The organism is Nocardia sp. NBC_01388, assembly GCF_045040085.1.
In the GTDB taxonomy this organism is placed as follows: Bacteria; Actinomycetota; Actinomycetes; order Mycobacteriales; family Mycobacteriaceae; genus Nocardia.
The window spans coordinates 4,311,503-4,337,592 of the sequence record NZ_CP109553.1 but is presented as its reverse complement, the minus strand read 5'-3'; the positions used below and the strand labels follow the sequence as shown (position 1 = coordinate 4,337,592).

Genomic DNA, 26,090 nt, shown 5'->3' with positions numbered 1-26,090 from the left:
GTATTCCTCACTTCGCGAAGGGGGCGGGACTGCCCGCCGACCCGCATTCTTCCCGGCCCGGACAGCGCTGTCACCTACCTCGACCGCACCGCTCGGGTGCTGATCCCCGTGACCAGGCGTTCCAGTGGCCCACGGCCGAAAGTCGAGACCCAGATGGTCGCCGCCGCGACTGTGAGCACCAGGAAGACGGCCAGCAGCGTATCGCCCTCGGACTCCGGCACGGAATCACCCAGGATCCGGATGGCCACGATATGCGCCGCGTAGACGGTCAGCGGCATGGAACCCACCGCCGCAATCGGAAACATCAATGGCCGCAGGCGATCGGCGATAAGCAGCAGCACGGCGAGCAGCGTCAGCCCGAATCCGAGCGACCCGGCGATCTCGAAGGTCGTCCCGGAATGCGGTTCGGCCGTGCGCAGTTGCGCCCAATCCGACGCCGTGACATCGCCGAAAGAACTCGCCAGCCGAGCGCCGCCGTAGCCGAGGAGCATGAGCGGCACACCGGCCGCGAGCATCCGAACGCGTACCGCAGTCGAGCCGAGATCGCTGCGGCCGACCGCGAGCCCGGTGAGAGCGAAGGTCATCCACACCACGCCGGGATAATCGCCGAGCACGGCGAGATCGGTTATCTGTGCGCCGGAACAGGTTTCGGCGTTCCAATCGCAGCCGCCCGGAATCACCTGCGCCAGCCACACGGTCAGCACCGGGGCAACAACCGCCCATCCCGCGGCCAGGAGCAGCAGCCTGCGCGGTGTCCACGTCAGGAACGGCAGGCAGCACGCGAACAGCAGCGCATAGGTCTGCAGAATCACCGAGACATCGGTGCCGAGCGCGGTCAGCAGTCCGCCGATCACGAACAATACGAAGGCGCGCACCAGGATTCGCAGTCGCACCGCCACCAGCTGCTGCCCGGCCGGTGGTCGCTCCCGCCCACTCATCAAAGCGATGGATATCCCCGCGAGCGTGGCGAACAGTATCGAGGAGCGGCCGTTCGCAATCGACAGCCAGCCGCCCGGATCGCCCCACGACAGCTCTCGGGTGACACCGACGTGGACCACGATCATGCCGAGCACCGCCAGCCCGCGCGCGGCATCGAGAGCCACCAGCCTGGATGCCGCCGGTGCGGCCGACTCCGTTGGTGACATGGCGAGCGTCGAGGTCATTCCCGCATGGTGCCCACCCGACTATGAGGAGATCATGAGGCCGATCAGCGACCCGAGTGAACATCACGCTGGCGACGGTCCAGGAGGTAGCTCGCCGACCGTCCGCATGCGGATCTGCCGCATCGCGCGTCTCGCAGCGCGTGCACGCGACAGTGTGTTCGGGCCCCCGTGATCACTCGCTGCCGCAACGGTTCAGTGTGCGCCGGAGCACGATTCGGGCGCGTAACCGGTTGCCGAGACCTTGCCGTTGCAATGGGCAACCGGTCGGTGAATGTCGGAACGCGAACGTGACTAACTGGTAGGTGAATGTTCAGCCCTTTGTTAATCGCGTGGCGTTGCATCGATATCAGTGGTAGCTGAACGGAGGCTATCGAGAGGGCAATTGGGGGCCCACCATGTACACGGACGTGCATGCGGCCACGCAGGAATGCGGCGACCACAAATACACGATGCGGATCAGCAGGCTTGCCATCGACAAGCTCGGAATCCGGCTCTACGACCGGGTTTCGGCGGTGCTCGCCGAGCTCATCGCCAACTCCTACGATGCCGATGCCACCGAGGTGGAGGTTTCGCTACCGTGGGGCGTCACGCTGGCCGGCACCGTCCGCGCAGCGGACGAGCCCGCCTACGAGATTGTGGTGTCCGACAACGGACACGGGATGACTACGGATGAGATCAATGCGCACTATTTGATGGTCGGCTCGGATCGGCGCATTCGCACCGGTTCCGATCTTTCCCGGGAGCGGCGGCGACCGGTTATGGGGCGCAAGGGAATCGGGAAGCTCGCGGCCTTCGGCATCTGCAGCACCATCGAGGTGATCACCGCGGGCAGCCATCCGGACGACCACACGACGCTGGGCTGGCCGGTATCGCATCTGGTGATGGATCTCGGTGAGATGCTCTCCGACACCGAACGCGACTACTACCCGCAACCGGGCGCCCTGGACGGCTCGTTCATGAGTAAGCGAGGCACTACCGTCATTCTGCGAAACTTCTTCCGCAAGAGAGTGAACAGCGGTACCGAGCTCAGTCGGCAGCTGGCCTCACGCTTCGGCATCGAGCGCTCGGACTGGCGGGTGGAGGTCCGCAATTGCATCGGACAGGAGAGCTTCACGCTCAGTGATCTGCCGATCGATGTCATGGAGGACACCCGCATCGATCTGAGCCGGGTGCCGGTGCGCTTCGGGCACAAGTTCTTACCGGTCAGCGGCTGGATCGCGTACTCCAAACAGCCGTACCGCGATGAGGCGATGGCGGGCGTGCGCATCTACGCGCGCGGCAAGATCGTCGCCCAGACAAGGGATTTCGGCATTCCCGCCGGATTCACCGGTGAGTTCAAGCTGCGCTCCTATCTCGTCGGCGCCGTGCATGTGGACTGGCTCGACGATGAGGAGGATCTCGTTCGCTCCGACCGCCAGGACATTATGTGGAACTCCCCGCGCGGTGAGGCGCTCGCGCAATGGGGTCAGGCCCTGATCAAGGAGATCGGCCGGGTCGGTGAGAAATCCATTCGCCGCCGGGTGTGGGAGGAGTTCGTCGAACGCTCCCGCATTCGCGAGACGCTGGAGGCGATCGCGCCGGGGGACAGGCAGTTTCGCGATTCGGTGATCGAGGCCGCGCGAATCCTGGTGACGCACAAGGATCGTGCCTCGCTCGACGATCCGGCGCATATCGAGAATATGGTGCGCCTGGCATTGTCTCTGGGTCCGCAGCGCAGTCTCCTGGAAACGCTCAGGGAGATCGCGGAGGACGTCGAACCGGAGATGGATGTTGTTGTGGCACTGTTCGAACGGGCTCGGGTCGCCGAGGTCTACTCGCTCGGCCAGATCGCCAGTGAACGTGTCGCCGTGGTGAAACGGCTGAGCGCCCTCATCGACGATCGTCGCTCTCTGGAACGCCCCTTCCAAGAGCTGATCGAGCGGGCGCCCTGGCTGCTCGCGCCGGAGTGGACGCCACTGGGCATGAACGAATCGCTCAAACGCGTCCGCGCCAGTTTCGAACGCTGGTACGCACAGAAATTCGGGACCACACTGCTCACCTCCGCCATCGGCAGTGAGCGGCGTGAACCGGATTTCGTACTGCTGCACGATTCGGGCGAACTCTGGATCGTGGAGATCAAGCGCATGGACTATCACCTCACCGACGAGGAGTACAACCGCGCCGTCAACTACCTCTACGAACTGGACCGCTTCCTCGAAGAGAATCCGCGCATCGGCACCCAATTCCCGCGCCGCAGACTGACTTTCATCGTGGATCACATCGACAGGCTCGGCCCAGCCGCGCTCTCGTCACTGATGAGCGACCAGCGCGTGGACCGCCGCACCTGGCGCGAACTCCTGGACGCCACCCTCCGCGCCCACCGCGACTTCCTCGACCGCGTCTACTCCATGCGCGGCTCCGACGAGGACAGCGGCACCGCCCGGGCCGGATGACCTTGTCCCACCCCGCACAGCGCGTGTCGGCGCTTCACAGCCCGTGCGGGCGCTGTGCGGCATCGACCAGGGCTGTGCGGTGCCGGACGCCGACGAGGAGAACGGTTCCGCCCGGGCCGGATGACTTTGTCCCGCACCGCACAGCGCGTGTCGGCGCTTCACAGCTTGTGCAGGGACTGTTGGGGGTGCCGACCTAGGCTGTGCGGTGCTGGCGCCGACGCGGGGCGGCGGCGCCGGGCGTTCGTGTCGTGGGCGCTGGTGCGCGGGTGCCTGCGCGCGGCAATGGTTGCCGTGACACCATGGACGGCGGCGCGCGTGGGGACGTCGCCCAGGTTGTCCCGGCGGTCGACGAGGTTTGGGGATATTGGTGCACGGCACTGTGAAATGGTTCGACAGCGAGAAGGGCTTCGGCTTCATCAGCCCCGACGACGGTGGTCCCGATGTGTTCGTGGAGTACACCGCCGTCGAAGGCGCCGGTTTCCGCTCGCTGCTGGAGGGTCAGCGGGTCGAGTTCGAGGTGCGCCGGACCAAGCCGGGGCCCGAGGCCGTGGTCGTGCGGGTCATCGCAGCAACTGGCTTCTGAAGAAGTCGGCGGCCAGCGCCTGGGCGCGCTCGCGGTACGCCGGCTCGTTCCCGGTGAACTCCGCGGCGGCCCGCTCGAACTCGGCTGCGATGAACTCGGCGATCGGCGCCGGGACACCTCCGCTCCCCATTTCGCGAGTGCGCGATTTCAACTCCGTCAGTTCGGCAACCGATTCGACGAATTCGGTTGGCAATTCGCATTCGTCGAGCAGGGTTGGCAAATGCATCGGTGCCACTGCTTTATCGGGGTGTTCGTGCAGCCAGCGCAATGCCATGGCCGGGCGCAGCGAATAGAACACCTTCTTCAGCGACCGGCTCTCATCGAATAGTCGCCACTGCCGTCCACCCAGGTGCAGATAGTGCCGTGCGACCCGATCACGGTCGGCGACAGCGCCCGCGAGTTCGCGCAATTCCGTGAGGAATTGCGGATCTCCGCTGTAGACGATGGGTGACATGACCCATTCGATCAGCACCGCGTTCCCGCGCACCAGCAGGCGCAGCGCCTTCACCAGATCCCAGCCGTTGACGTCCAGCAGGCCGATCAGCGGGGTCTCGATGACATCGCGGCCCGGCCAGGGCGTCAGGTAGTCGTCCAGGTGACCGAGGTAGACGAACCGGCAGTCGTAGTCGGAGTCGGGAGACGGGAAACCCCAGGCCCGGCTGCCACTTTCGATGGCGAGCCGCACGGTGACGCGGTGTTCGCGCTCGATCCGGGCCAGTTCGCCGTCGATCGTCGCGACCACTGCCGGGTCCATGGAGGAGGGGATCGAGCGCAAGGTCATGGACGGTGACGTTAGCGGCGGAAGCCGCGCTGGTCCACGAGGTTTCGGGCCCGTCATGCCCCCGGAAATAGGGGCGTGATTTGCCCGTTATAGGTGAGAATTTGCCGCACATGTGATCTGGACCACTGACCAGTTGATCGGTGACCCCCATCACATACTGCTTATCCCCCGTAACGGGCGTGAAATGGCCGCCGATATGGTCAGCGTTCGAAGTTAATTTGAGATTCACGAGAGGTTATTCCATGATCCCCGTTATCATCGACACCGGTTCCGCTGCTCTCGACGGCCTGCTCAGCACCGGCTCCGCCGCGCTGCACGGCATCCTGAACACGCTGTTCACCGGCTCTTTCGGCGCGTAATTCCGCCGTCTCACAGCTAAAAGGCCGACCTCGGGTTTCGCAGCCCTGAGGTCGGCCTTTGTCATTTGTCGAACGACCCGCTCGCCGACCCGCTGCCGAGGATGCACAGCGGATTGTTCACCATCACTGCCTCGGCGGAACCGGACGATGAACCGGTGACCGCCGACTCGATCGCGGGGGTGTTCGGCACGGGCGCCGCGGGCTCACCCGAACCTCCGAGCCGGGGGGGGTGTGGACAGCGCGACGGCGGCGAGTATCCGATGAGTCCGAGACATGCGGGGCAACAGAGTCACAGGCGAGGCCGCGTGAGAGTGGAATTGGACAATTGACCACAACGGTTCTGGTGGCCAGGAGGACGCCCATGTCACCCGTGTGATGGCAGCTGCCCGCCAGGCGGTAAAGCAAGCGGAAACCTCGCCCACTAAGCTTGCGCCCGTAAATCCCGGATCCCTTTCCCGCAGGAGTACCCCACAGTGAGCCAAGCAGGCCGTCCTGTAGTTCTGATCGCCGACAAGCTCGCCCAGTCGACCGTCGACGCACTCGGTGACGGCGTCGAGGTTCGTTGGGTCGATGGACCCAACCGCCCCGAGCTGCTCGCCGCTGTGCCCGAAGCCGATGCGCTGCTTGTGCGTTCCGCCACCACCGTCGATGCCGAGGTGCTCGAGGCCGGCAAGAACCTGAAGATCGTCGCCCGCGCGGGCGTCGGCCTCGACAATGTCGATGTGCCGGCCGCCACCGAGCGTGGCGTCATGGTCGTCAACGCCCCCACCTCGAATATCCACACCGCTGCCGAACACGCCGTCACGTTGCTGCTGGCCGCCGCGCGCCAGATTCCGGCCGCCGACGCCACGCTGCGCGAGCACACCTGGCAGCGCAGCAAGTTCAACGGTGTCGAGATCTTCGGCAAGACCGTCGGCGTCATCGGCCTGGGCCGCATCGGCCAGCTGTTCGCGCAGCGCCTCGCCGCCTTCGAGACCAAGATCGTCGCGTACGACCCCTACACCTCGCCGGCCCGCGCCGCCCAGCTCGGCATCGAACTGCTGACCCTGGACGAGGTGCTCGAGCGCGCCGACTTCATCTCCATCCACCTGCCGAAGACGCCCGAGACCAAGGGCATGCTGAACGCGGAGACGCTCGCCAAGACCAAGAAGGGCGTCATCATCGTCAATGCCGCCCGTGGCGGTCTGATCGATGAGCAGGCGCTCGCCGATGCCATCACCTCCGGCCACGTGCGCGCCGCCGGTCTGGACGTGTTCGAGACCGAACCCTGCACCGACAGCCCGCTTTTCGAGCTGCCGCAGGTTGTGGTGACCCCGCACCTGGGCGCCTCGACCTCCGAGGCGCAGGATCGCGCCGGCACCGATGTCGCCAAGTCCGTGCAGCTGGCCCTCGCGGGTGAGTTCGTGCCCGGCGCCGTGAACGTCACCGGCGGTTCGGTGACCGAAGAGGTCGCCCCGTGGCTGGAGATCGTCCGCAAGCAGGGCGCCCTGCTGGGCGCGCTCGCCTCCGAGCTGCCGGTCAGCCTCGAGGTCCAGGTGCGCGGTGAGCTGACTGCCAATGATGTTGCGGTGCTGGAGCTTTCGGCCCTGCGCGGCGTCTTCTCGGCCCTCATCGAAACTGTGTCCGATGGCGGGCAGGGCCCGGCGGTGACCTTCGTCAACGCCCCGTCGCTGGCCAAGGAGCGCGGCCTCGAGGCCACCGTCACCACCGTGTCGGAGAGCCCCACCCACCGCAGCCTCGTCGACCTGCGCGCCGTATTCGGCGACGGCAGCACCCTGAATGTGGCAGGCACCCTGACCGAGCCGCACCAGGTCCAGAAGATCGTGAACATCAACGGCCGCAATTACGATATGCGCGCCGAGGGCCTGAACCTGGCCGTGCTGGCGTACGACGACAAGCCGGGTCAGCTCGGCCGTCTCGCCACCAAGCTCGGCGAGGCCGGCATCGACATCCTGGCCGCGCAGCTGACCCAGGACCTCGATCAGGACGGCGCGACCGTCGTCCTGCGCGTGAACAAGGAGGTCCCCGCGGACGTCCAGGCCGCGATCGCCGAGGCCGTCGGCGCCGCGAAGGTCGCCCAGGTCGACCTGAGCTAGCCCGCCTCCCCGGACCTTCAGCGCCCGGCAAAGAGCCGTTACCGGGCGCGCATGCGTGCCGGCGGTTGGGTGCCGAGCCGATTTTGGGGGTACCCGGGGAGTTACCCGGGCCTCGCGAAATCAGTTGTCGCCGTTGTCACTGCGTCCCCTCCCGCGGTTGTGGAAGGGGACGCAGTGCTGTGTGCCGCCGATTTCGCCGTGCCGGCGCGAAGAGCGGGGTTTCCTCGGATCATTGATGAATGCGAGGGAAGACACCGCCTACGGACCCGCTCACAGCGCGCGAGCGGCGCCGCCTTTTGATCGGGACCGTGGTGGTCGCCGTGGTACTTGCGGCGGGAGTAGTGGCATGGGTGCTGCTGGATCGTTCGCCCGATTACAGCCGTTCCGAGAATGGTTGTGTCACAGTGCAGTCCGCCGGTCCGATGGGTGGTCAGCAGCAGCGGGCCTGCGGTGATCAGGCGCGGGTCTGGTGCCGGTCGGAGTACGCCGAGCAGGATGCCGCCGCCGCGCGGGTGCAGCAGCAGTGCAGGCTCGCCGGAATCCTGCCGTCCCAGTAGCTGAGAGCGGTTCGCCCTGGTGACAGGGGTTGTGGGGCCACCCGCTATCGTGGCGGGCGGGCTCCTAGCGAGCCGCGGAAAGTGTCACGGGCGCATATTCGAACGGAGCAATGTTTCATGAAACTCGCTGTCATCCCGGGCGACGGAATCGGTCCCGAGGTCATTGCCGAGGCACTCAAGGTGCTCGATGTGGTGGTCCCCGGTGTAGAGAAGACCGAATACGACCTGGGCGCCAAGCGGTTCCATGCGACCGGTGAGATCCTGCCGGACAATGTGCTGCCGGAGCTGAAGCAGCACGACGCGATCCTGCTCGGCGCGATCGGCGATCCCTCGGTGCAGAGCGGTCTGCTCGAGCGCGGTCTGCTGTTGCGCACCCGGTTCGAGCTCGATCACCATGTGAACCTGCGCCCGTCCAAGCTGTACCCGGGTGTCACCAGCCCGCTGAGCGGCAATCCGGCGATCGACTTCGTCGTCGTTCGTGAAGGCACCGAGGGTCCGTACACCGGTACCGGCGGCGCGATTCGCGTGAACACCCCGCACGAGGTCGCCACCGAGGTCTCCACCAATACGCGTTTCGGCGTCGAGCGCGTGGTGCGCTACGCCTTCGAGACCGCGCGTCAGCGTCGCAAGCACCTGACCCTGGTGCACAAGAACAATGTGCTGTCCTTCGCCGGTTCGCTGTGGACGCGCACCGTCAACGAGGTCGCCACCGAGTACCCGGACATCGAAACCGCTTACCAGCACATCGATGCCGCGACCATTCATATGGTCACCGATCCGGGCCGCTTCGACGTGATTGTCACCGACAACCTGTTCGGCGACATCATCACCGACCTCGCCGCCGCGGTTTCCGGCGGCATCGGCCTGGCCGCGTCCGGCAATATCGACGCCTCGGGCGCCAATCCGTCGATGTTCGAGCCGGTGCACGGCAGTGCCCCGGATATCGCGGGCCAGTCCAAGGCCGACCCGACCGCCGCCATCCTGTCGGTCTCGCTGCTGCTGAACCACCTGGGCAAGACCGAGGAGGCCGCCCGCATCGAAGCCGCCGTCGCCAAGGATCTGGCCTCGCGCACCGCCCCCGCCTCGACCGTGGAGGTCGGCGACCGCATCGCCGCCGCACTCTGATCCGACGTTTCAGCTTCGACGTTTCAGCTTCGACGTTTCAGCTTCGACGTTTCAGCGGCCCCGCACCCCTTCCGGGATGCGGGGCCGCTGTCGTGTGAGGCCGCCGGGAACGCCGCTCAATCACCGAGGTGCACACCGTAATTACCGCCGAGTACGGTACTGACAGGGCGATTCGGACTGTCGATCATCGAAACCAACTGGGGCAGTGAGACATATCGCATTCATGCATTCGGATGCGAAAACGTAACGGGTGCAGCTCTTCCGGATTTGCCGGATATCTGCGGTTCGTTCTGCTCAGCGGGATTCCCTGGGCACCAAGGGGACTGCGGCCGCCGCGACCACCGCCGCCAGCAGGTAGGTGATCGAGAAACCGGAGACGGTGATGAGCGCGCCGAAGGCCGGGGCGACCGCGGCCATGGCCAGATTCTGACCCGTGTTCTGGATGCCCAGGCCACGGCCGGACCAGTACGGGCCCGCGATCTCGGCCACCGCCGTGAAGGCCAGGCCGTTATCGGTGACGGTGATGACCGAGGCGGCCACCAGAATCGGGATGGCGGCCCACCACCACTGCGCCCAGGACGCTAAGGCCAAGGCGGCCATGGAGATTGCGGCCGCGATGGCCACGGTGCGCAGCGGGCCCAGCCGGCTCGCGACCCGATCGGACCAGATGCCCGCGCCGATACGCCCTCCCGCGCCCAGGATTTGGGTCAGGGTGACCAGCACCCCGGCCGCCGCCAGCGACCAGCCGACATCGCGATGCAGCCACAGCAGCGCGAAGGTCCACAGGGCGGCCTGCGGAATGCACAGCAGCACCGAGACGGCGTGAATGCGCCACAGCGTGGAATCGCCGCGATAGGGATTCACGGGACGGCCTGTGTCCCCGGTGGATTCGGGCCGGGGCGGGTCGATGATGCCGAACAGGCAGGCGACGGCGGCGACCCCCGCCATCACCGCGGGCACCAGGATGGCGGTCGAGAAGCCGTGTGCCGCAGCGACGGCCGGAATGGTCAGTGCGCCGATCGCGACGCCCAGCGGCTGTGCGGTCTGCCGGATGCCCATGGCCAAGCCGCGCTGATCCTTCGCGAACCAGCCCACGATGACCCGGCCACTGGCGCCGTTCGTGCTGGCTGCGCCCATGCCGCCGAGGAACAGCAGCGCGCCCAGCGCGACGTAGTTCGTGACGGTGGCGGCGGCAACGCCCGCGATCAGCATCAGCGCGGGACCGGCGACCAGCACCTTGTGCTCACCGATGCGGTCGACCACGTATCCCCACGCGATCAGCGTGCACACCAGGCCCAGTGTGGGCATGGCGACCAGCAGACCCGCGGTGGCCAGTGACAAACCGCGATCGGTCAAGGCGGGCAGCAGGAATGGCGTGCCGTTGATGAAAACCGCGCTCGAGCCCTGCGCGAACACGCCGAGGCCCAGCATGCGCCACCGTTTGGCCGATCCGTTGTGTGTCACGGTGGTCATGGTATTCACCTCGTGTCTCAGTATATGGAACGCAATTCCTACTCTTTGAAATCGGATCATACGGTACATCTGAGGCGCAGGACTACTTCCGAGGGGAGCTGTCTATTTGCTCACACCCGCTTCGGGTATCCGCGGTGGTCTGATTCGTGCCCGAGTTGTCTTGCGTACAAGGGCTTTCCACATATTCGGCGGGGCGATGCGGGGACGAATGCCGCACCCGCTCGGCGTGCTGTCCGATGGGGCGCCCGGCGCCGTGCCTGCCGGCCCCCGCGCCCCGCGGTCGGGCGCGTTCGGGCAGGTGGAAGCCGGTCGATAGGATGCCAGCCATGCGCCTAGGTCGAGTTGCCAGCCCAGATGGGGTCGCTTTCGTCAGTATCGAAGGAGATGGCGGTGACGCCGTGGTCCGCGAGATCGCCGAACATCCGTTCGGCAATCCGACGTTCACCGGCCGCAGCTGGCCGCTCGCGGACGTGCGGCTGCTCGCGCCGATTCTTGCCAGCAAAGTGATCTGCATCGGCAAGAATTACGCGGCGCACGCCGCCGAAATGGGCGGACCGGCCCCGGCCGATCCGGTCATCTTCATGAAGCCGAATACCTCCATCATCGGCCCGAACGTGCCGATCATGTTGCCGCCCAGCTCCTCTCAGGTGGACTACGAGGGCGAGCTGGCCATCGTCATCGGCCGCCCCTGCAAGGATGTGCCCGCCGCCCGCGCGCACGAGGTGATCCTCGGTTATACGGTCGCCAACGATGTCACCGCGCGTGATCAGCAGCGCCACGACGGCCAGTGGACCCGCGCCAAGGGCTACGACACCTTCTGCCCGCTCGGCCCGTGGATCGAGACCTCGCTGGACGCTTCGGATCTGGAGATCGTCACCGAGCTCGACGGCGAGGTCAAACAGCGCAGCCGCACTTCACTTCTGCTGCACGATATTCCGAAGCTGATCGAATGGGTGACCACCGTGATGACGCTGCTGCCCGGCGATGTCATCCTCACCGGCACCCCCGAGGGTGTCGGCCCGATCCAGGCCGGCCAGAACGTGTCGGTGACCGTCGAGGGCATCGGCACCCTCACCAATCCCGTTGCCGCCAAGCGCTGATCGAGAGAGAGACATGACTGAAGTTCGGGTCCGATTCTGCCCGTCTCCCACCGGCACACCGCATGTCGGCCTGGTCCGGACCGCGCTGTTCAATTGGGCGTACGCCCGCCACACCGGCGGCAAATTCGTCTTCCGTATCGAAGACACCGATGCCGCACGGGATTCCGAAGAGTCTTATCAGGCAATCCTGGATGCGCTGCGCTGGCTCGGCTTGACATGGGACGAGGGCCCGGAAGTCGGCGGCCCGTACGGCCCGTACCGGCAATCACAGCGGCGTGACATTCATCTCGATGTGGTGGCGCGGCTATTGGCGGCGGGGGAGGCCTACGAATCCTTCTCCACCCCTGAGGAAGTCGAGGCCCGGCACAAGGCGGTAGGACGCGATCCCAAACTCGGCTATGACAATTTCGATCGCGATCTGACGCCCGAGCGGATTGCCGCCTACAAGGCGGAGGGGCGACCGGCGGTCATCCGGCTGCGCATGCCCGCTCACGACCTCACCTGGCACGACCTGGTCCGCGGTGAGACCACCTTCCGGGCCGGCACGGTTCCGGACTTCGCGCTCACCCGCGGTAATGGCGATCCGCTCTATACGCTGGTTAACCCCGTAGACGACGCACTGATGAAGATCACCCACGTGTTGCGGGGCGAGGATCTTTTGTCCTCCACGCCGCGGCAAATCGCGCTCTATGAAGCCATGCAGCGTATCGGTGTAGCCGAGCGCACGCCGGAGTTCGGGCATCTTCCGTTTGTCATGGGACAGGGCAACAAGAAGCTCTCGAAGCGTGATCCGGAGTCGAATCTCTTCCATCACCGCGACCGCGGGTTCATTCCCGAGGGTTTGCTGAATTATCTGGCGCTGCTCGGCTGGAGCATCGCCGATGATCATGACGTCTTCTCCATGGCGGAGATGGTGGCGGCGTTCGATATCTCGAAAGTTAATTCGAACCCGGCTCGTTTCGACCAGAAGAAGGCCGATGCGCTGAACGCCGAACATATTCGGTTGCTGGAGTCGGGTGATTTCGCTCACCGACTGCGTGAGTACCTCACCGAAAACGGCCATATCGGCGCGGAGATCGATGAGAAGCTCTTCGCAACAGCCGCAGATTTGGTGCAGACCCGCATCGTGGTTCTGGGTGATTCATGGGATCTCTTGAAGTTCCTGTTCGTTCCCGCGGAAGAGTTCGAGATCGACCCGGCGGCACGGGAAAAGAATCTCGGTTCCGATGCGGTTCCGGTATTACAGGCGGCCGTGGCGGCGCTGGACGGCATTTCCGAATGGACGGCCGCCGCACTCGAGGAGTCGCTCAAGACCGCGCTCATCGATGAGCTCGGCCTCAAGCCGCGCAAGGCATTCGCACCCGTGCGGGTGGCGGTCACCGGATCGCACATCAGCCCGCCGCTGTACGAGTCGCTGGAACTGCTGGGCCGCCAGGTGTCCATGGATCGGCTGCGCAGTGCCCTGGCGGCTGCGTCTGCCTCCTGAAGGTGGTTGCTAAGTGGCCGAAAAACGGTCTCTGACCAGCCGATTTGTATAAGACCCGCATCGGCCTGCTAATCTCTTCTCGGCTCGCAAAGCGGTCGGGAAGCTCCTCCGGGAGCAGGCCGAATGCCCGGGTCATTGGGGTATGGTGTAATTGGCAACACAGCTGTTTCTGGTACAGCCATTCTAGGTTCGAGTCCTGGTACCCCAGCCGAGAGAGCTTCACGGCTCTCTTTTAGTTGGAGATTCGGTGGCACTGCCACCACGCAATTCACCAACAATCCTGGTCCCGTCGTCTAGCGGCCTAGGACGCCGCCCTCTCAAGGCGGTAGCGCGGGTTCAAATCCCGTCGGGACTACGACGCGAAGGGCCCCAGCCGATATGGCTGGGGCCCTTCGCTTTTGTCGGTACTAGTCCAGCGCGCCGGCGGTGCTGCCGCCCAGCGGGATCGCGGGCATGCCGAGTTTCCGGTGGTCCCAGCTGCGTACACGCTCGGGCACGATGCGAATCGCGATGCGCTTGTTCAGCATCTGATCCACGAACGGCTTCATCTCTTCGCTGTAGGGCCCGGTGTAGCGCTCCCACACACTGATTCCCACCTGGAACAGCGCATCGGCGTCCTCGATGATCTCCGCGTGGCCCTCGATCGAGAGCCCGCGCAGCTGGTCGTAGGTATCGCCGGCCTCGACCAGCACGGTTACCCGCGGATCGCGGCGCAGATTCACGGCCTTCTGCGATTTGGCCTTGGTCTCGAACCAGATTTCGCCGTTGATCAGGCCGTACCACATGGCGGTCAGGTGCGGGGTGCCCGCGGGACCGAGGGTGGCGAGCGTGGCGATTCGACTGCGCTGCAGGAATTCCGCGATCTCCTGGTCGGACATCGTGATCTGAGCGCGTTGATTGACTCCCATCAGCCGACTGTAATTTACGGCGTATGAGCCGGGTCACAGCCCCTGTGTGCGGGGGCGGGCGATCCCACTGAGTGGTCACGCTGTAAGCCCTCGCTGTAACCCCTCGCTGTAACCCCTCGCTGTAACCCCTCAAAATGCCGACGCCCCCACCGGATTCCCGGCGGGGGCGTCAAAGCGGCTGTGCGAGGCCGTCAGAGGCGTTTGTGGAGGGCGTCCGCAGCCGCCACGAGGTCGGCGGCCCAGCGGGCGCCGGGCCGGCGGCCCATGCGGTCGATGGGTCCGGAGACCGAGACGGCCGCGATGACCGTGCCCCCGGCATCGCGCACCGGCGCGGACACACTGGCCACGCCCGCGGCGCGTTCGGCCGCGCTTTGCGCCCAGCCGCGGCGGCGCACCTCGGCGAGTGCGCGCTCGCCGAATACCGCCTCCGGCAGCACTGTCCGCTGCAATTCGGGATCGGCCCAGGCCAGCAGGACTTTGGCGGCCGAGCCGGCGGTCATCGGCATGCGCGCGCCGACCGGCACGGTGTCGCGCAGCCCGGACGCCGGTTCCATGGAGGCCACGCAGACGCGGGCATTGCCGTCCCGGCGATAGAGCTGCACGCTCTCACCGGTGATCTCGCGCAGGCGCGGCAGGATGGTGGCGGCCGCGTCCAGCAGCGGATCACTGGCGGTGGTAGCCAGTTCGGACAGGGCCGGGCCCGGCCGCCACAGGCCCTGGCTGTCGCGGGCCAGCATTCGATGCGTCTCCAGGCCCACGGCCAGGCGATGGGCGGTGGCGCGGGGCAGGCCGGTGCGGGCACACAGGTCATTGAGGCCGCAGGGTTGCTCGGCGACGGCGTGCAGGACCGCCATGGCTTTGTCCAGAACACCGATACCGCTATGCTGTCTCATAGAACGATATTAGCGTCTCGCATGCTGGGAATTGCAAATAGGCTCCCCGGTATCGGACCCTCCGGTCCAGCGCGGCGCGCTCCCCGCGTCAACAGCCCGGGCGCGGGTTATGTCCTATCGAGAGGTGATGGAGCTATGGCCGATCGGCCACGCACTATGGCGGAGAAGGTCTGGGAGCAGCACGTCGTCGTACAAGGCGACGGCGAAGGCGCGAACCGCGAACCGGACCTCATCTACATCGATCTGCATCTGGTGCACGAGGTGACCAGCCCGCAGGCCTTCGACGGCCTGCGCGCGGCCGGCCGCCCGGTGCGCCGCCCGGATCTCACCATCGCGACCGAGGACCACAATGTCCCGACCGTCGATATCGACAAGCCGATCGCCGACCCGATCTCGCGCCTGCAGGTGGAAACCCTGCGCCGCAACTGCGAGGAATTCGGTATCCGCCTGCACCCCATGGGCGATCTCGATCAGGGCATCGTGCACGTGGTCGGCCCGCAGCTGGGTCTGACCCAGCCGGGCACCACGGTGGTGTGCGGTGATTCGCACACCTCCACGCACGGCGCATTCGGCGCGCTCGCAATGGGTATCGGCACCAGCGAGGTGGAACACGTGCTGGCGACGCAGACTTTGTCGCTGCGCCCGTTCCGGACCATGGCCGTCAATATCGACGGCACGCTGCCGGACGGCGTCACCTCGAAGGACGTCATTCTCGCGGTCATCGCGCAGATCGGCACCGGCGGCGGCCAGGGCTATGTACTGGAGTACCGCGGCGAGGCCGTGCGCGCCATGTCCATGGAGGCGCGGATGACCATGTGCAACATGTCGATCGAGGCGGGCGCCCGGGCCGGCATGGTCGCGCCGGACGAGATCACCTACGAATTCCTGAAGGGCCGCCCGCACGCCCCCGAGGGCGCGGACTGGGATGCCGCAGTCGCGGCCTGGGAAGCCCTGAAGACCGATGAGGGCGCGACTTTCGATACCGAGGTGCATATCGACGCCTCCACGCTGACCCCCTTCGTGACCTGGGGTACCAACCCGGGACAGGGCCTGCCGCTGGGTGACTCGGTGCCGGACCCGGAGCTGATCAATGACGAGAACGAGCGTCAGGCTGCCGAGAAAGCACTGCAGTACATGGACCTGACGCCGGGTATGGCGCTGCGAGATGTCTCTGTGGACACCGTTTTCGTGGGTTCCTGCACAAATGGCCGCATCGAGGATTTGCGCGCCGTTGCCGACGTTCTGAAGGGCCGCAAGGTCGCCGAGAGCGTGCGCATGCTGATTGTGCCGGGCTCCATGCGCGTGCGTTTGCAGGCGGAAAGGGAAGGCCTGGGCGAGATTTTCACCGCGGCGGGCGCGGAATGGCGGCAAGCGGGTTGCTCCATGTGCCTGGGCATGAACCCCGATCAGCTTTCGCCCGGTCAGCGTTGCGCTTCCACCTCGAACCGGAACTTCGAAGGGCGACAGGGCAAGGGCGCGCGAACGCATCTGGTGTCGCCGCTGGTCGCGGCCGCCACCGCGGTACGCGGAACCCTGTCCTCACCGGCGGATCTGAACTGATTCAGCTCCCTACGGCCACATAGACATCAGGAGAATCACGATGGAAGCCTTCAAGGTCCACAAGGGGATCGGTGTCCCGTTTCGCCGGTCCAACGTCGATACCGATCAGATCATCCCCGCCGTCTACCTGAAGCGCGTTACCCGAACGGGTTTCGAGGACGGACTGTTCGCGGCATGGCGGTCGGATCCGAACTTCATTCTGAACGCTGAGCCCTACAACCGCGGCAGTGTGCTGGTCGCCGGTCCGGATTTCGGTACCGGTTCCTCACGCGAGCATGCCGTTTGGGCGCTGAAGGACTACGGCTTCCGGGTGGTGATCTCCTCGCGCTTCGCCGACATCTTCCGCGGAAACGCCGGTAAGGACGGGCTTCTGACCGCGCTGATGGCTCAGAGCGATGTGGAATTGCTCTGGAAGTTGCTCGAGGAACAGCCGGGTCTGGAATTGGAAACCGACCTCGAGGCGCGCACCGTCACGGCCGGAACCGTTGTGTTGCCGTTCAATATTGACGACTACACACGGTGGCGCCTGCTGGAAGGTCTGGACGACATCGGCCTCACTCTGCGGCGCCACGACGAGATCGACCAGTTCGAAAACGCAAGGCCGACTTGGAAACCCAGGACCATTCCGGCCCGTATTTCGCAGACGTAATCATTGGGGGGCGTTAGCTGAACGCCCCCAAACGCGGTAGCTGGTCGTGTGCCATCTCTCATCAAAATGGGTGTGGCAGATAGACTCTTGCCCAAAGAAGGTTTACCGTGGTACCTAGTCGGTCCGACGACGGGCCATTAGTCTGCGGAGGATTCAATGAACAAGGCGGAACTGATCGATGTTCTGACCGAGAAGTTGGGTACTGACAGGCGCACGGCAACTGCTGCAGTTGAGCAGATGGTCGACACGATCGTGCGTGCTGTGAACAAAGGTCAGAGTGTCACTATCACGGGATTCGGTGTCTTCGAACAGCGTAAGCGCGCCGCTCGCGTCGCTCGTAACCCGCGCACCGGTGAAACCGTCAAGGTGAAGCCGACTTCGGTGCCGGCCTTCCGTCCCGGTGCTCAGTTCAAGGCGATCATCGCCGGCAAGCAGAAGATCACCGCGAGCGGCCCGGCCGTGAAACGTGGTGTGGCTGCTCCGGTATCGGGTAAGCCCGGCGCCAAGAAGACCGCTGCCAAGAAGACGGCCAAGAAGGCCGCCACCAAGGCACCGGCGAAGACCACTGCGAAGAAGGCTGCCACCAAGGCTCCGGCCAAGAAGGCAACGGCCAAGAAGACAGTCGCAGCCAAGACGGTTGCGAAGAAGGCTCCGGCCAAGGTCACTGCGGCCAAGAAGGCTCCGGCCAAGAAGGCTGCCGTCAAGGCCAGCGCGGTCAAGAAGACCACCGCTGCCAAGAAGACGACCGCGAAGAAGGCTCCGGCCGCCAAGAAGACCGCGGCGAAGCGTACTGCCCGTCGCTGACGGGCTCGAACAGCCCGTCGCTGACGGGTTTTCGACGCAGCACCACATGTGAGACGGCCCGGCACTGCCGGGCCGTTTCGCATGAGCTGCCGTGTCGTTTCGCACGACAGCGCACGAAAAGGCCCTGAGGGCGGGAGAACCCGGCCCCCCAGGGCCTTTTTGCCGGCCGAAATAGGGCGCTGACGGGCCCGACATCAATTGCCGCACAGTTATAGTGCGAAATCCCCGTGGCGCTATTTACCCAGCCCCGTGGCGCTATTTACCCAGCGTCGAATGGTCGACCGGTGTCAGTGCCCGGTCGATATGATCGGCCGCGACCAGGCGGCCCCGGTGTACCGAAAGCACCCAGACGCTGCCCTTGCGATTGCGCGCCGATGGCAGGGTGACGCCGTCCTTGTCGGCCCACCACTGCAGCAGATCCGGAATCACCTTGCCCTGGCTGCAGATCACCGGCACCGACTGTGCGGACACCAGGTCGCGCAGGCGTTTGCGGGCCGCGTCCGGGGCAGCGGCATAACCGGATTCGGAGAACTGCGGCTCCAACTCGATGTCCACGCCCACGGCCTCCGCGAGCGGAGTAACGGTTTGGACACAGCGCAGCGGTGGGGCCGAATGGATTTCGTCGGCGCCGAAGGCGAGCAGATTCGCCGTCAGCGCGCGAGCCTGTGCGCGACCGGCCTTTTCGAGCGGCCGCTCGTCGTCCGCGGGATCGGAATGATCGTGCCGGCCCGCCTTGGCATGGCGCACCAGCAGCAGCGTGGCCGTATCCGCCGGTAGCCGAAGGAAATTGCGCACCATGTGGCGATCCATGGGGTAGGACAGCGCATCCATCAGCCCGTCGGTCCGATGCCACTGGAGCACATCGACTTCCGCATTGGACTCGAAGGAGCCGCCGAGAATCTGTGCGGCCCAGTAGTCGACGCGCTTGAGCTTGCGATGGCCGGTCACGGGATAGGTGACGTGCCCGAGGTAGCGGCCCAGGCGGGACCGGATCCCGGTCTCCTCGGCGACTTCCCGCACCGCGGCGACAAGCGAGGTCTCACCGGGATCGAGTTTTCCCTTGGGCAGCGACCAGTCGTCGTACTTGGGCCGGTGTACGAGGGCGATTTCGACGGCCCCGTCGTCCGCGTAGCGCCACAGCACCGCACCCGCTGCCGGGATGTTCGCTTTGACCCTGGGGTCCGGGAAATCGGCAGCGGGTGAATTCGTCTTACTCACGGGCGATCCGGACGTCGCAGTCGCATGAGGTAGTCCTGGTGATCGCGAATCTCTTCGCCGGCGATATCTCGATCGGGCTGGGCCTGCCAGCTGCCGTCGGGGCCGAGCACCCAGCAGCGGGTGGTGGCGTCCAGCGCCGAGTCGAACATCCCGCCCAGCCGGCCGGACAACTTCGGATCCTTCACCTGTGCCAGCACTTCCACGCGCCGGTCCAGATTGCGGTGCATCATATCGGCGCTGCCGATCCAGTACTCGTTCTGCGCCTGGAAGTGCAGGACCCGCGAATGTTCCAGGTAGCGGCCGAGAATCGAGCGCACCTCGATATTCTCGCTCATGCCGGGGACACCGGGGCGCAGTCCGCAGATGCCGCGGACCACGATCTGCACCGGCACACCGGCCTGGGAGGCGCGGTACAGCGCGTCGATGATCTCCTCGTCGACGATGGCATTGGCCTTCAGCCGGATTCGCGCCGCCTCGCCCGCGGCGGCCAGTTCGACCTCACGTTCGATGCGCTCGATGATTCCGGCGCGCACGCCGATCGGAGCCACCAGCAGGTTGCGGTAGTTGGCTTTTCGCGAATACCCGGTCAGCGAGTTGAACAGGTCGGTGAGATCCGCGCCGATCTCCGGTGCGGCGGTGAGCAATCCGACGTCCTCGTAGAGCCGCGCGGTCTTCGGATTGTAATTACCGGTGCCGATGTGGCAGTAGCGACGGATGGTGGCGCCTTCGCGCCGCACCACCAGGCAGGTCTTGCAGTGCGTCTTGAGTCCGACGAGGCCGTACACCACGTGCACGCCCGCCTGCTCCAGTGCGCGTGCCCATTTGATGTTGGCCTGCTCGTCGAAGCGGGCCTTGATCTCGACCAGCGCCACGACCTGTTTACCGGCCTCGGCGGCGTCGATGAGGGCATTGACGATGGGGGAGTCGCCGGAGGTGCGGTACAGCGTCTGCTTGATGGCGAGCACCTGCGGATCGGCGGCCGCCTGCTCGATGAAACGCTGCACGCTGGTGGAGAAGGAGTCGTACGGGTGGTGCACCAGCACATCGCCCTCGCGCAGCGCCGCGAAAACGTTTCGGGGCGTTTCCCGTTCGCCGAAGGCGGGCGGGGTGACGGGCACATAGGGCGCGTCCTTGAGGCCGGGCCGGTCCACGCCGTACACCTGCCACAGGCAGGACAGATCCAGCAGGCCGGGCACCTGGATGACATCGCCGGGATCGACATCCAGTTCGCGCAGCAGCAGATCGAGCATGTGCTCGGTCATATCGTCCGAGACTTCCAGCCGCACCGGGGATCCGAAGCGGCGGCGGGCGAGTTCGCGTTCCAGGGCCTGCAGCAGGTCCTCGTCGCGATCCTCCTCGACCTCCAGATCGGCATTTCGGGTGATGCGGAACGAATGATGTTCCACCACTTCCATTCCCGGAAACAGCTGATCGAGATGCGCGGCGATCAGTTCTTCCATCGGGAGGAAGGGCGCGAGCGTGGCGCCCTGTGCCGCACCGGAATCGCGGATGGCGGGGGAGCGGCGCACCCGGACGAAGCGGTCCACATTGTCGGGCACCTTGACGCGCGCGAAGTGCTCGCCACCGGTGACCGAATCCTTAACCGTCACGGCGAGATTCAGACTCAGGCCGCTGATGTACGGGAACGGATGCGCGGGATCGACGGCCAGCGGGGTCAGCACCGGGAAGACCTGATCCTGGAAATACCCGGAGAGCCGCTGCTTTTCGTCCTCGTCGAGGTCGTGCCAGCGCACGATGGCGATGTTCTCGGCGGTCAGCGCGGGCAGCACCTGATCCAGGAAGACCTGCGCGTGCCGGGCCGCGATCTCCTGTGTGCGGGCCGCGATCATCTCCAGCTGCTCGGTGGGCGAGAGGCCGTCGGCCGAGCGCACCGACAATCCGGTTTCCGCGCGACGTTTCAATCCGGCGACCCGGACCATATAGAACTCGTCGAGATTGGACGCGAAGATCGCGAGGAATTTAGCGCGCTCCAGCAGGGGCTGCGAAGTGTCCTCCGCGAGCGCCAGCACGCGGGCATTGAAGTCGAGCCAGCTCAGTTCCCGGTTCAGGTAGCGGTCCTGTGGCAAACGCGTAGTGGCCGAGGCCGTGGGCGGTGGGGTGGCCGCGGGCGGGGCCGCGGGTAGTAGCGGCGGTTGCTTGACGGTGTCCGTATCGCTCACTCTCACGATCATTCCTTATGTCGTGGGCGGGGTGCCGTTCTGACACCGTCCATTGCAGCGCAGATCACGCCCGGTCAGCACAGTGAGGAACTCGTCCGATGCGCTTGTTTCGCTTCCCGACACGCCCGAGATACGCCGATTTCATGCAGCAGCGTCCTGGTGGCCTCACCGACGCCGAGCGCGGCGGCTCGATCGAGGTCCTCGGCGGTGTCGACGTCCTGCCGCAGACCCGGCCAGTCGCCGAGCAACTCCACGGCACCCGCCGCGATATGGCGGCGGGCCGAATCCGGGCCGAACAGCGGATCGAGCGTCGCCGTGCGGTCGCGAACGAGCAGGGCGACGGTGCCGCTGCCGTCGTGATCGGTGACCACCGAGCGGGCGGGCCCGGCCGCGGTCAGCATGTCGGACAGTTCCTGTGCGCGTAGTGCGGGCAGATCCGCTTGCAGGGCAAGTAGATCGACCGCGCCGTGCCGGTGCCGGGCCGACGCGGCCCCGGCCGACAGCGCGGCATTCAGGCCACCGGCACCCTGCGGTTCCGGATGGACGTACGCGCCGAGGCTGCGCACCAGTTCGGTGACCACGGGATCCGGGGTCACCACGGTCACCGAGGCGATCTGCGCCGTCGAGACTGCCGCGCGCACCGTATCGGTGAGCATGGCCAGCACCAGCCGTGGCCGATCCTGCGGAGGCAGGCGATCGGCGAGCCGGCTCTTGGCCAGCTCGAGGTTCTTCACCGCAATCACGGCGTGAACAGTGTTTATTTTGCCCTCCGCGTCTATTTTGCCCTCCGCTTCGCTCCGGGCGGATTCGCGGCCCTGCAAGCTCGGTCTTCCCTCCTCCGCTCCTCCGCTGCGCTCCCCCGCTCCGTCAGTCCAGACCGAGCCGGGCCGCGAATCATGGGTGCCGATGCGCCAGGGCGTGCACATGTCCGAATCCTCCCACTAGAAAGTGACGGCCGTGTGAGCGGCCGCCGATGGAAGTCGATAACCCGCGCTCCCACCCATCGCTTCCCGCCTCCAGAGACCCCGCTGCAAGTTCGTGGCCCGGCCCCGTTCTGGACTGAGTGGAGCGGGGGAGCGAAGCGGAGGAGCGGAGGGAGGGAAGAACGGGGTAACAGGGCCACGAACCCGCCGGAGCGAAGCGGAGGCAAAAGATACAGTGGCAGGATGGCTAGGGCTGCAGTGCTGGGGGCGGGTTCTTGGGGGACCGCGTTCGCGAAGGTGTTGGCGGAGGCCGGAACCGAGGTCACCATGTGGGCTCGGCGGCCGGAGGTGGCGAAGGTGCTCGATAGTGAGCATCGCAATCCCTGGTATCTGCCGGGGATCGAACTGCCGCCGATCGCCGCGACCCATGATCACCGCGCCGCGCTGGCGGGGGCGGACATCGTGGTGCTGGCGGTGCCGTCGCAGTCGCTGCGCGCCAATCTCGCGGAGTGGCAGGGCGATATCCCCGGTGACGCCACGCTGCTGAGTCTGGCCAAGGGCATCGAGACCGGCACGCTGCTGCGCATGAGCCAGGTGATCGCCGAGGTCAGCGGCGCGGATCCGAGCCGGGTCGCGGTGCTGTCCGGGCCGAATCTGGCGCGGGAGATCGCCGATCGGCAACCGGCCGCGACCGTGGTCGCCTGCACCGATACCTCGCGGGCCGAGGCGGTGCAGCTCGCCAGTGCCACCGGATACTTCCGGCCGTACACCAATGCCGATGTGATCGGCTGCGAGATCGGCGGCGCCTGTAAGAACGTGATCGCGCTGGCCTGCGGTATCGCCTCCGGAATGGGATTGGGCGACAACTCGATTGCCAGTCTCATCACGCGCGGGCTGGCCGAGATCATTCGCCTCGGTGTCGCGGTGGGCGCGGAACCGGTCACCCTCGCCGGGCTGGCCGGGGTCGGCGATCTGGTCGCCACCTGCACCTCACCCCTGTCGCGCAATAGATCCTTCGGGCATGTGCTGGGCGCGGGCGGGACCATGGAATCCGCGCAGCAGGCCACTCATGGGCAGGTCGCCGAGGGAGTGAAGTCCTGCACATCGGTGCGGGCGCTCGCCGCCGCGCACGGTGTCGAGATGCCGCTGACCAATGCCATGCACCAGGTATGCCATGAGGGGCTGGCCACCTCCGAGGCGGTCGGGCAGTTGCTGGGGCGCCGGCTCAAACCGGAGTGACCACGTAACCGCGTCGGCATCCACGCCCGATAGGGTTCCGGGCATGACCAACAGGATCCGGGTGGCGGTGGTGTTCGGCGGGCGCAGTAACGAGCATGGCGTCTCGTGTGTGTCGGCCCGTACGGTATTGGCCAGCCTCGATCCCGAACGGTACGAGGCGGTTCCGATCGGCATCACCCGCGATGGCACCTGGGTGCTCAGCGCCGCCGATTCGCAGGCGCTGACCGCCGACGCGAGCCGGGAACTGCCCTCGGTGGACAGCCTCGGCACCTCACTGGCCCTGACCGCCGATCCCAGCCGTCCCGGCACCCTGGTCCAACTCGACGGCGTGGACGCCGTGCTCGGCCGGGTGGATGTGGTGTTTCCGGTGCTGCACGGCGCTTTCGGAGAGGACGGCACGCTGCAGGGGCTGCTCGAGCTCGCCGGAATCCCGTATGTCGGGCCGGGTGTGCTGGCCAGCGCGGCCGGTATGGACAAGGAGTTCACCAAGAAACTCCTTGCGGCCGAAGGACTTCCGATCGGGACGCAGGTGGTGCTGCGGCCGGGTGTCGCGACGCTGCCGGACGGCGACCGGGACCGGCTCGGCCTGCCGGTGTTCGTGAAGCCCGCGCGGGGCGGCTCCTCCATCGGTATCACCAAGGTCGATGACTGGTCCGAGCTGGAGGCCGCGATTACCGCTGCGCGCCAACATGATCCGAAGGTGATCATCGAGGCCGGCATTGTGGGTCGCGAAGTCGAGTGCGGTGTACTGGAATTCCCGGACGGTCGGGTGGAAGCCAGTGTGGTGGCGGAGATCCGGATGCCGGAGGAAACCCCCGAGGGGCCCGAGTTCTACGACTTCGACACCAAATACCTCGACGACGTCTGTGAATTCGATGTGCCGGCCAAGCTGGACGATGATGTGTCGCAACAGATTCGCGAGCTCGCCGTGGAGGCGTTCCGGGCGCTGGACTGCCAGGGGCTGGCGCGCGTGGACTTCTTCGTGACCGCGGACGGACCGGTCATCAATGAGATCAACACCATGCCCGGTTTCACCGCCATCTCCATGTACCCCAAGATGTGGGAGGCGTCCGGTCTCGATCGCAAGGATCTGGTGACCAATCTGGTGGAGACCGCCCTCTCCCGGGGGATCGGCCTGCGCTGAGTCGACGTGCCTCGAATGCCGGACCGTGCCTGCGGGGCGCGGTCCGGCGCGCGTTCATCCCCCTGTCGATGGAGGGCGGTGTGCGACCTCGGGGTGACGGCAGGCAACAGCGCTCCGGCGTAATCTCAGTGACGTGCTCATGGCTATGACAATCCCCGGCCTGGCCCTGCTGATCATTGTGGTGGCCTTTGCCGAGCTGGGCCATCGCAAGGTGACCGGCCGCGCCGGGCTGCCGTGGATGCGCGGCACCGAGGCGGAGGAGCGCAGTGCCGCCGCCATCGGATTCGAACAGTTCGGCTCGGTCTTCGAATCCGGGAAGAAGCACGAATTCGAGCAGCGGCAGTCGGTGCTCATGCATCGCGAGAATCCGGGCGATGGGGCCGACGGTCTGGAGATCGACCTCACCAAGGGCAAGGCGACGCTGCGCAAGCCTTGACAGGCGTCCTCGCCAGGGCAGTCGCAGATTCGAACAGCCGGGTGCCGTGGGTGCGGATCGGCCACGCGTGGCAGGCTCGGATCAGCCGGGCAGCGGGCCCGGATCCAGCGGCTTCTGCGGGATGACCTTCGTGATGGCGTCCGAAATCTCTTGCAGCGGAGTCGGTCCCGCATTGTCCGGCATGGTCAGCGCGATATAGGTGCCGCGATCGACCGCCCACCAGGTGCCGGAGGTCGCACCGCTGGTCTGGTCGCGCACATCGAACCAGCTGACATTGTTCACGACCTGCAGCGGCGAGGCCCGATTGAATTCCATCGGCCGATCCATCCCGCAGCGCAGCACAATCGCGTCCCCGCCCTCGGGCAATTGCCACGCCTTGGTCGCGACGGGCGCGGGCTGCACCAACTCGGAAGTGGTGTAGTCGCCGAGCTTGTCCGGGAGCGCGGGCAGCAGTGCCGAACACTCCGGCCCACCCGCCGCCGGCGCCTGCACCGACCCCAGCACGAGCGCCGACCGAGCCGGATGCCGATTGGCCATCACACCCATCACGAGCACACCCGCGACCAGCGCGATCGGCAGCGCGATCGCCGTGGCGATGAGCGCGGGCGACCGCCGCTCACCCAGCTCCCCGGCCACGGTGCCATCAGTGCCGTTCGTCGCAGAATCGCCCGATCCCTCGTCCGAGCCTGTGTCAGCGGCAGAATCGTTCGCGTCCCCGGTCGAACCTGCGCGGGAATCGCCTGCGGCCTCGGCAGAACCTGCGACGGCGGAATTCGCGGCGATCGTGGCTGCATCAGCGGCCGCCGTGCTGCCGACTTTGCCCGATTCACCGGAAGCGGTGGAGTCGGCCCGCGTATCGGTCGGCACAGGGCTGTTCGCGCTCGGCTCTGCGGTCGCCCGAGGTGCGGAGGCCGAGTCGCCGGTGGCGTCCGGGTGGGTGGATTCCGGTTCGCTGCCGCGAGTGTCGTTGCTCATCCGGTT

At 66.1% G+C, this 26,090-nt stretch carries 22 protein-coding genes and 2 tRNA genes; 15 read left to right on the top strand and 9 right to left on the bottom strand.

The window, feature by feature from the left end; all coding sequences use genetic code 11:
* Nucleotides 1-74: 74 nt before the first annotated feature.
* Nucleotides 75-1,163, bottom strand: a complete 1,089-nt coding sequence (locus OG716_RS21395) for a DUF418 domain-containing protein (RefSeq protein ID WP_405139267.1) — start codon at nt 1,161-1,163, stop codon at nt 75-77.
* Between the two features lie 395 nt (nt 1,164-1,558).
* On the opposite strand from OG716_RS21395, the gene OG716_RS21390 reads away from it, so the two are divergent.
* Nucleotides 1,559-3,595 carry an ATP-binding protein gene (locus tag OG716_RS21390; RefSeq protein ID WP_405139265.1) on the top strand — a complete coding sequence of 679 codons (2,037 nt, stop codon included), beginning with the start codon at nt 1,559-1,561 and terminating at the stop codon, nt 3,593-3,595.
* Nucleotides 3,596-3,959: 364 nt separating this feature from the next.
* Complete coding sequence (locus OG716_RS21385; protein ID WP_405139263.1) at nt 3,960-4,178, top strand: cold-shock protein; 219 nt, start codon at nt 3,960-3,962, stop codon at nt 4,176-4,178.
* On the opposite strand, the gene OG716_RS21380 is transcribed toward OG716_RS21385, so the two are convergent.
* Nucleotides 4,156-4,959: a DNA polymerase beta superfamily protein gene (locus OG716_RS21380; RefSeq protein ID WP_405139261.1), complete on the bottom strand. Its 804-nt coding sequence runs from the start codon at nt 4,957-4,959 to the stop codon at nt 4,156-4,158. The genes OG716_RS21385 and OG716_RS21380 overlap by 23 nt on opposite strands.
* An 832-nt stretch (nt 4,960-5,791) precedes the next feature.
* On the opposite strand from OG716_RS21380, the gene serA reads away from it, so the two are divergent.
* From serA to OG716_RS21365, 3 genes are all read left to right on the top strand, one after another.
* Nucleotides 5,792-7,414, top strand: coding sequence for a phosphoglycerate dehydrogenase (gene serA / locus OG716_RS21375; protein ID WP_405139259.1), 1,623 nt, complete (start codon nt 5,792-5,794; stop codon nt 7,412-7,414).
* Nucleotides 7,415-7,653: 239 nt separating this feature from the next.
* Complete coding sequence (locus OG716_RS21370) at nt 7,654-7,971, top strand: hypothetical protein (protein ID WP_405139257.1); 318 nt, start codon at nt 7,654-7,656, stop codon at nt 7,969-7,971.
* A gap of 117 nt (nt 7,972-8,088) precedes the next feature.
* On the top strand, nt 8,089-9,096 hold the full coding sequence (locus OG716_RS21365; protein ID WP_355123722.1) for a 3-isopropylmalate dehydrogenase: 1,008 nt from the start codon (nt 8,089-8,091) through the stop codon (nt 9,094-9,096).
* 294 nt (nt 9,097-9,390) lie between these two features.
* Here the strand turns inward: OG716_RS21365 and OG716_RS21360 are convergent, their stop codons facing one another.
* Nucleotides 9,391-10,569, bottom strand: a complete 1,179-nt coding sequence (locus OG716_RS21360) for an MFS transporter (protein WP_405139255.1) — start codon at nt 10,567-10,569, stop codon at nt 9,391-9,393.
* 326 nt (nt 10,570-10,895) lie between these two features.
* On the opposite strand from OG716_RS21360, the gene OG716_RS21355 reads away from it, so the two are divergent.
* The 4 genes from OG716_RS21355 to OG716_RS21340 all read left to right on the top strand — a co-directional run bounded on the left by OG716_RS21355 (nt 10,896) and on the right by OG716_RS21340 (nt 13,510).
* Complete coding sequence (locus OG716_RS21355) at nt 10,896-11,669, top strand: fumarylacetoacetate hydrolase family protein (RefSeq protein WP_297611278.1); 774 nt, start codon at nt 10,896-10,898, stop codon at nt 11,667-11,669.
* 13 nt (nt 11,670-11,682) lie between these two features.
* Entirely contained in the window at nt 11,683-13,155 is a 1,473-nt protein-coding gene (gltX, locus tag OG716_RS21350) for a glutamate--tRNA ligase (protein ID WP_405139252.1), read from the top strand.
* Nucleotides 13,156-13,291: 136 nt separating this feature from the next.
* A tRNA-Gln gene (locus tag OG716_RS21345) sits at nt 13,292-13,363 on the top strand.
* Between the two features lie 74 nt (nt 13,364-13,437).
* Nucleotides 13,438-13,510 (top strand) — tRNA-Glu (locus tag OG716_RS21340).
* A gap of 52 nt (nt 13,511-13,562) precedes the next feature.
* On the opposite strand, the gene OG716_RS21335 is transcribed toward OG716_RS21340, so the two are convergent.
* The gene (locus OG716_RS21335) at nt 13,563-14,063 is read right to left on the bottom strand and encodes a PPOX class F420-dependent oxidoreductase (protein ID WP_355123727.1); all 501 of its coding nucleotides are present in this window, start codon (nt 14,061-14,063) and stop codon (nt 13,563-13,565) included.
* Nucleotides 14,064-14,254: 191 nt separating this feature from the next.
* The gene (locus OG716_RS21330) at nt 14,255-14,956 is read right to left on the bottom strand and encodes an IclR family transcriptional regulator (RefSeq protein ID WP_355123728.1); all 702 of its coding nucleotides are present in this window, start codon (nt 14,954-14,956) and stop codon (nt 14,255-14,257) included.
* Nucleotides 14,957-15,091: 135 nt separating this feature from the next.
* Here OG716_RS21330 and leuC point away from each other — a divergent pair, with 135 nt between their 5' ends.
* From leuC to OG716_RS21315, 3 genes are all read left to right on the top strand, one after another.
* Nucleotides 15,092-16,516: a 3-isopropylmalate dehydratase large subunit gene (gene leuC / locus OG716_RS21325; protein ID WP_405139250.1), complete on the top strand. Its 1,425-nt coding sequence runs from the start codon at nt 15,092-15,094 to the stop codon at nt 16,514-16,516.
* Nucleotides 16,517-16,556: 40 nt separating this feature from the next.
* Nucleotides 16,557-17,165, top strand: coding sequence for a 3-isopropylmalate dehydratase small subunit (gene leuD / locus OG716_RS21320; protein ID WP_327144724.1), 609 nt, complete (start codon nt 16,557-16,559; stop codon nt 17,163-17,165).
* A gap of 156 nt (nt 17,166-17,321) precedes the next feature.
* Complete coding sequence (locus OG716_RS21315; protein ID WP_327144725.1) at nt 17,322-17,969, top strand: HU family DNA-binding protein; 648 nt, start codon at nt 17,322-17,324, stop codon at nt 17,967-17,969.
* A 255-nt stretch (nt 17,970-18,224) separates the two neighbouring features.
* On the opposite strand, the gene OG716_RS21310 is transcribed toward OG716_RS21315, so the two are convergent.
* From OG716_RS21310 to cofC, 3 genes are all read right to left on the bottom strand, one after another.
* Entirely contained in the window at nt 18,225-19,187 is a 963-nt protein-coding gene (locus OG716_RS21310; protein WP_405139247.1) for an NUDIX domain-containing protein, read from the bottom strand.
* Nucleotides 19,184-21,379, bottom strand: coding sequence for an RNA degradosome polyphosphate kinase (locus tag OG716_RS21305; RefSeq protein WP_327144727.1), 2,196 nt, complete (start codon nt 21,377-21,379; stop codon nt 19,184-19,186). Before OG716_RS21305 ends, OG716_RS21310 begins: the two co-directional genes overlap by 4 nt.
* Before the next feature lie 62 nt (nt 21,380-21,441).
* Nucleotides 21,442-22,110 carry a 2-phospho-L-lactate guanylyltransferase gene (gene cofC, locus OG716_RS21300; RefSeq protein ID WP_405139244.1) on the bottom strand — a complete coding sequence of 223 codons (669 nt, stop codon included), beginning with the start codon at nt 22,108-22,110 and terminating at the stop codon, nt 21,442-21,444.
* A 423-nt stretch (nt 22,111-22,533) separates the two neighbouring features.
* On the opposite strand from cofC, the gene OG716_RS21295 reads away from it, so the two are divergent.
* From OG716_RS21295 to OG716_RS21285, 3 genes are all read left to right on the top strand, one after another.
* On the top strand, nt 22,534-23,529 hold the full coding sequence (locus OG716_RS21295; RefSeq protein WP_405139242.1) for an NAD(P)H-dependent glycerol-3-phosphate dehydrogenase: 996 nt from the start codon (nt 22,534-22,536) through the stop codon (nt 23,527-23,529).
* Between the two features lie 43 nt (nt 23,530-23,572).
* Nucleotides 23,573-24,673: a D-alanine--D-alanine ligase family protein gene (locus tag OG716_RS21290; RefSeq protein ID WP_405139240.1), complete on the top strand. Its 1,101-nt coding sequence runs from the start codon at nt 23,573-23,575 to the stop codon at nt 24,671-24,673.
* Nucleotides 24,674-24,812: 139 nt separating this feature from the next.
* A complete protein-coding gene (locus tag OG716_RS21285) occupies nt 24,813-25,109 on the top strand; it encodes a DUF6191 domain-containing protein (RefSeq protein WP_405139238.1) in 297 nt (98 codons plus the stop codon).
* Nucleotides 25,110-25,190: 81 nt separating this feature from the next.
* On the opposite strand, the gene OG716_RS21280 is transcribed toward OG716_RS21285, so the two are convergent.
* A complete protein-coding gene (locus tag OG716_RS21280; RefSeq protein ID WP_405139236.1) occupies nt 25,191-26,084 on the bottom strand; it encodes a DUF3515 domain-containing protein in 894 nt (297 codons plus the stop codon).
* Nucleotides 26,085-26,090 lie beyond the last annotated feature (6 nt).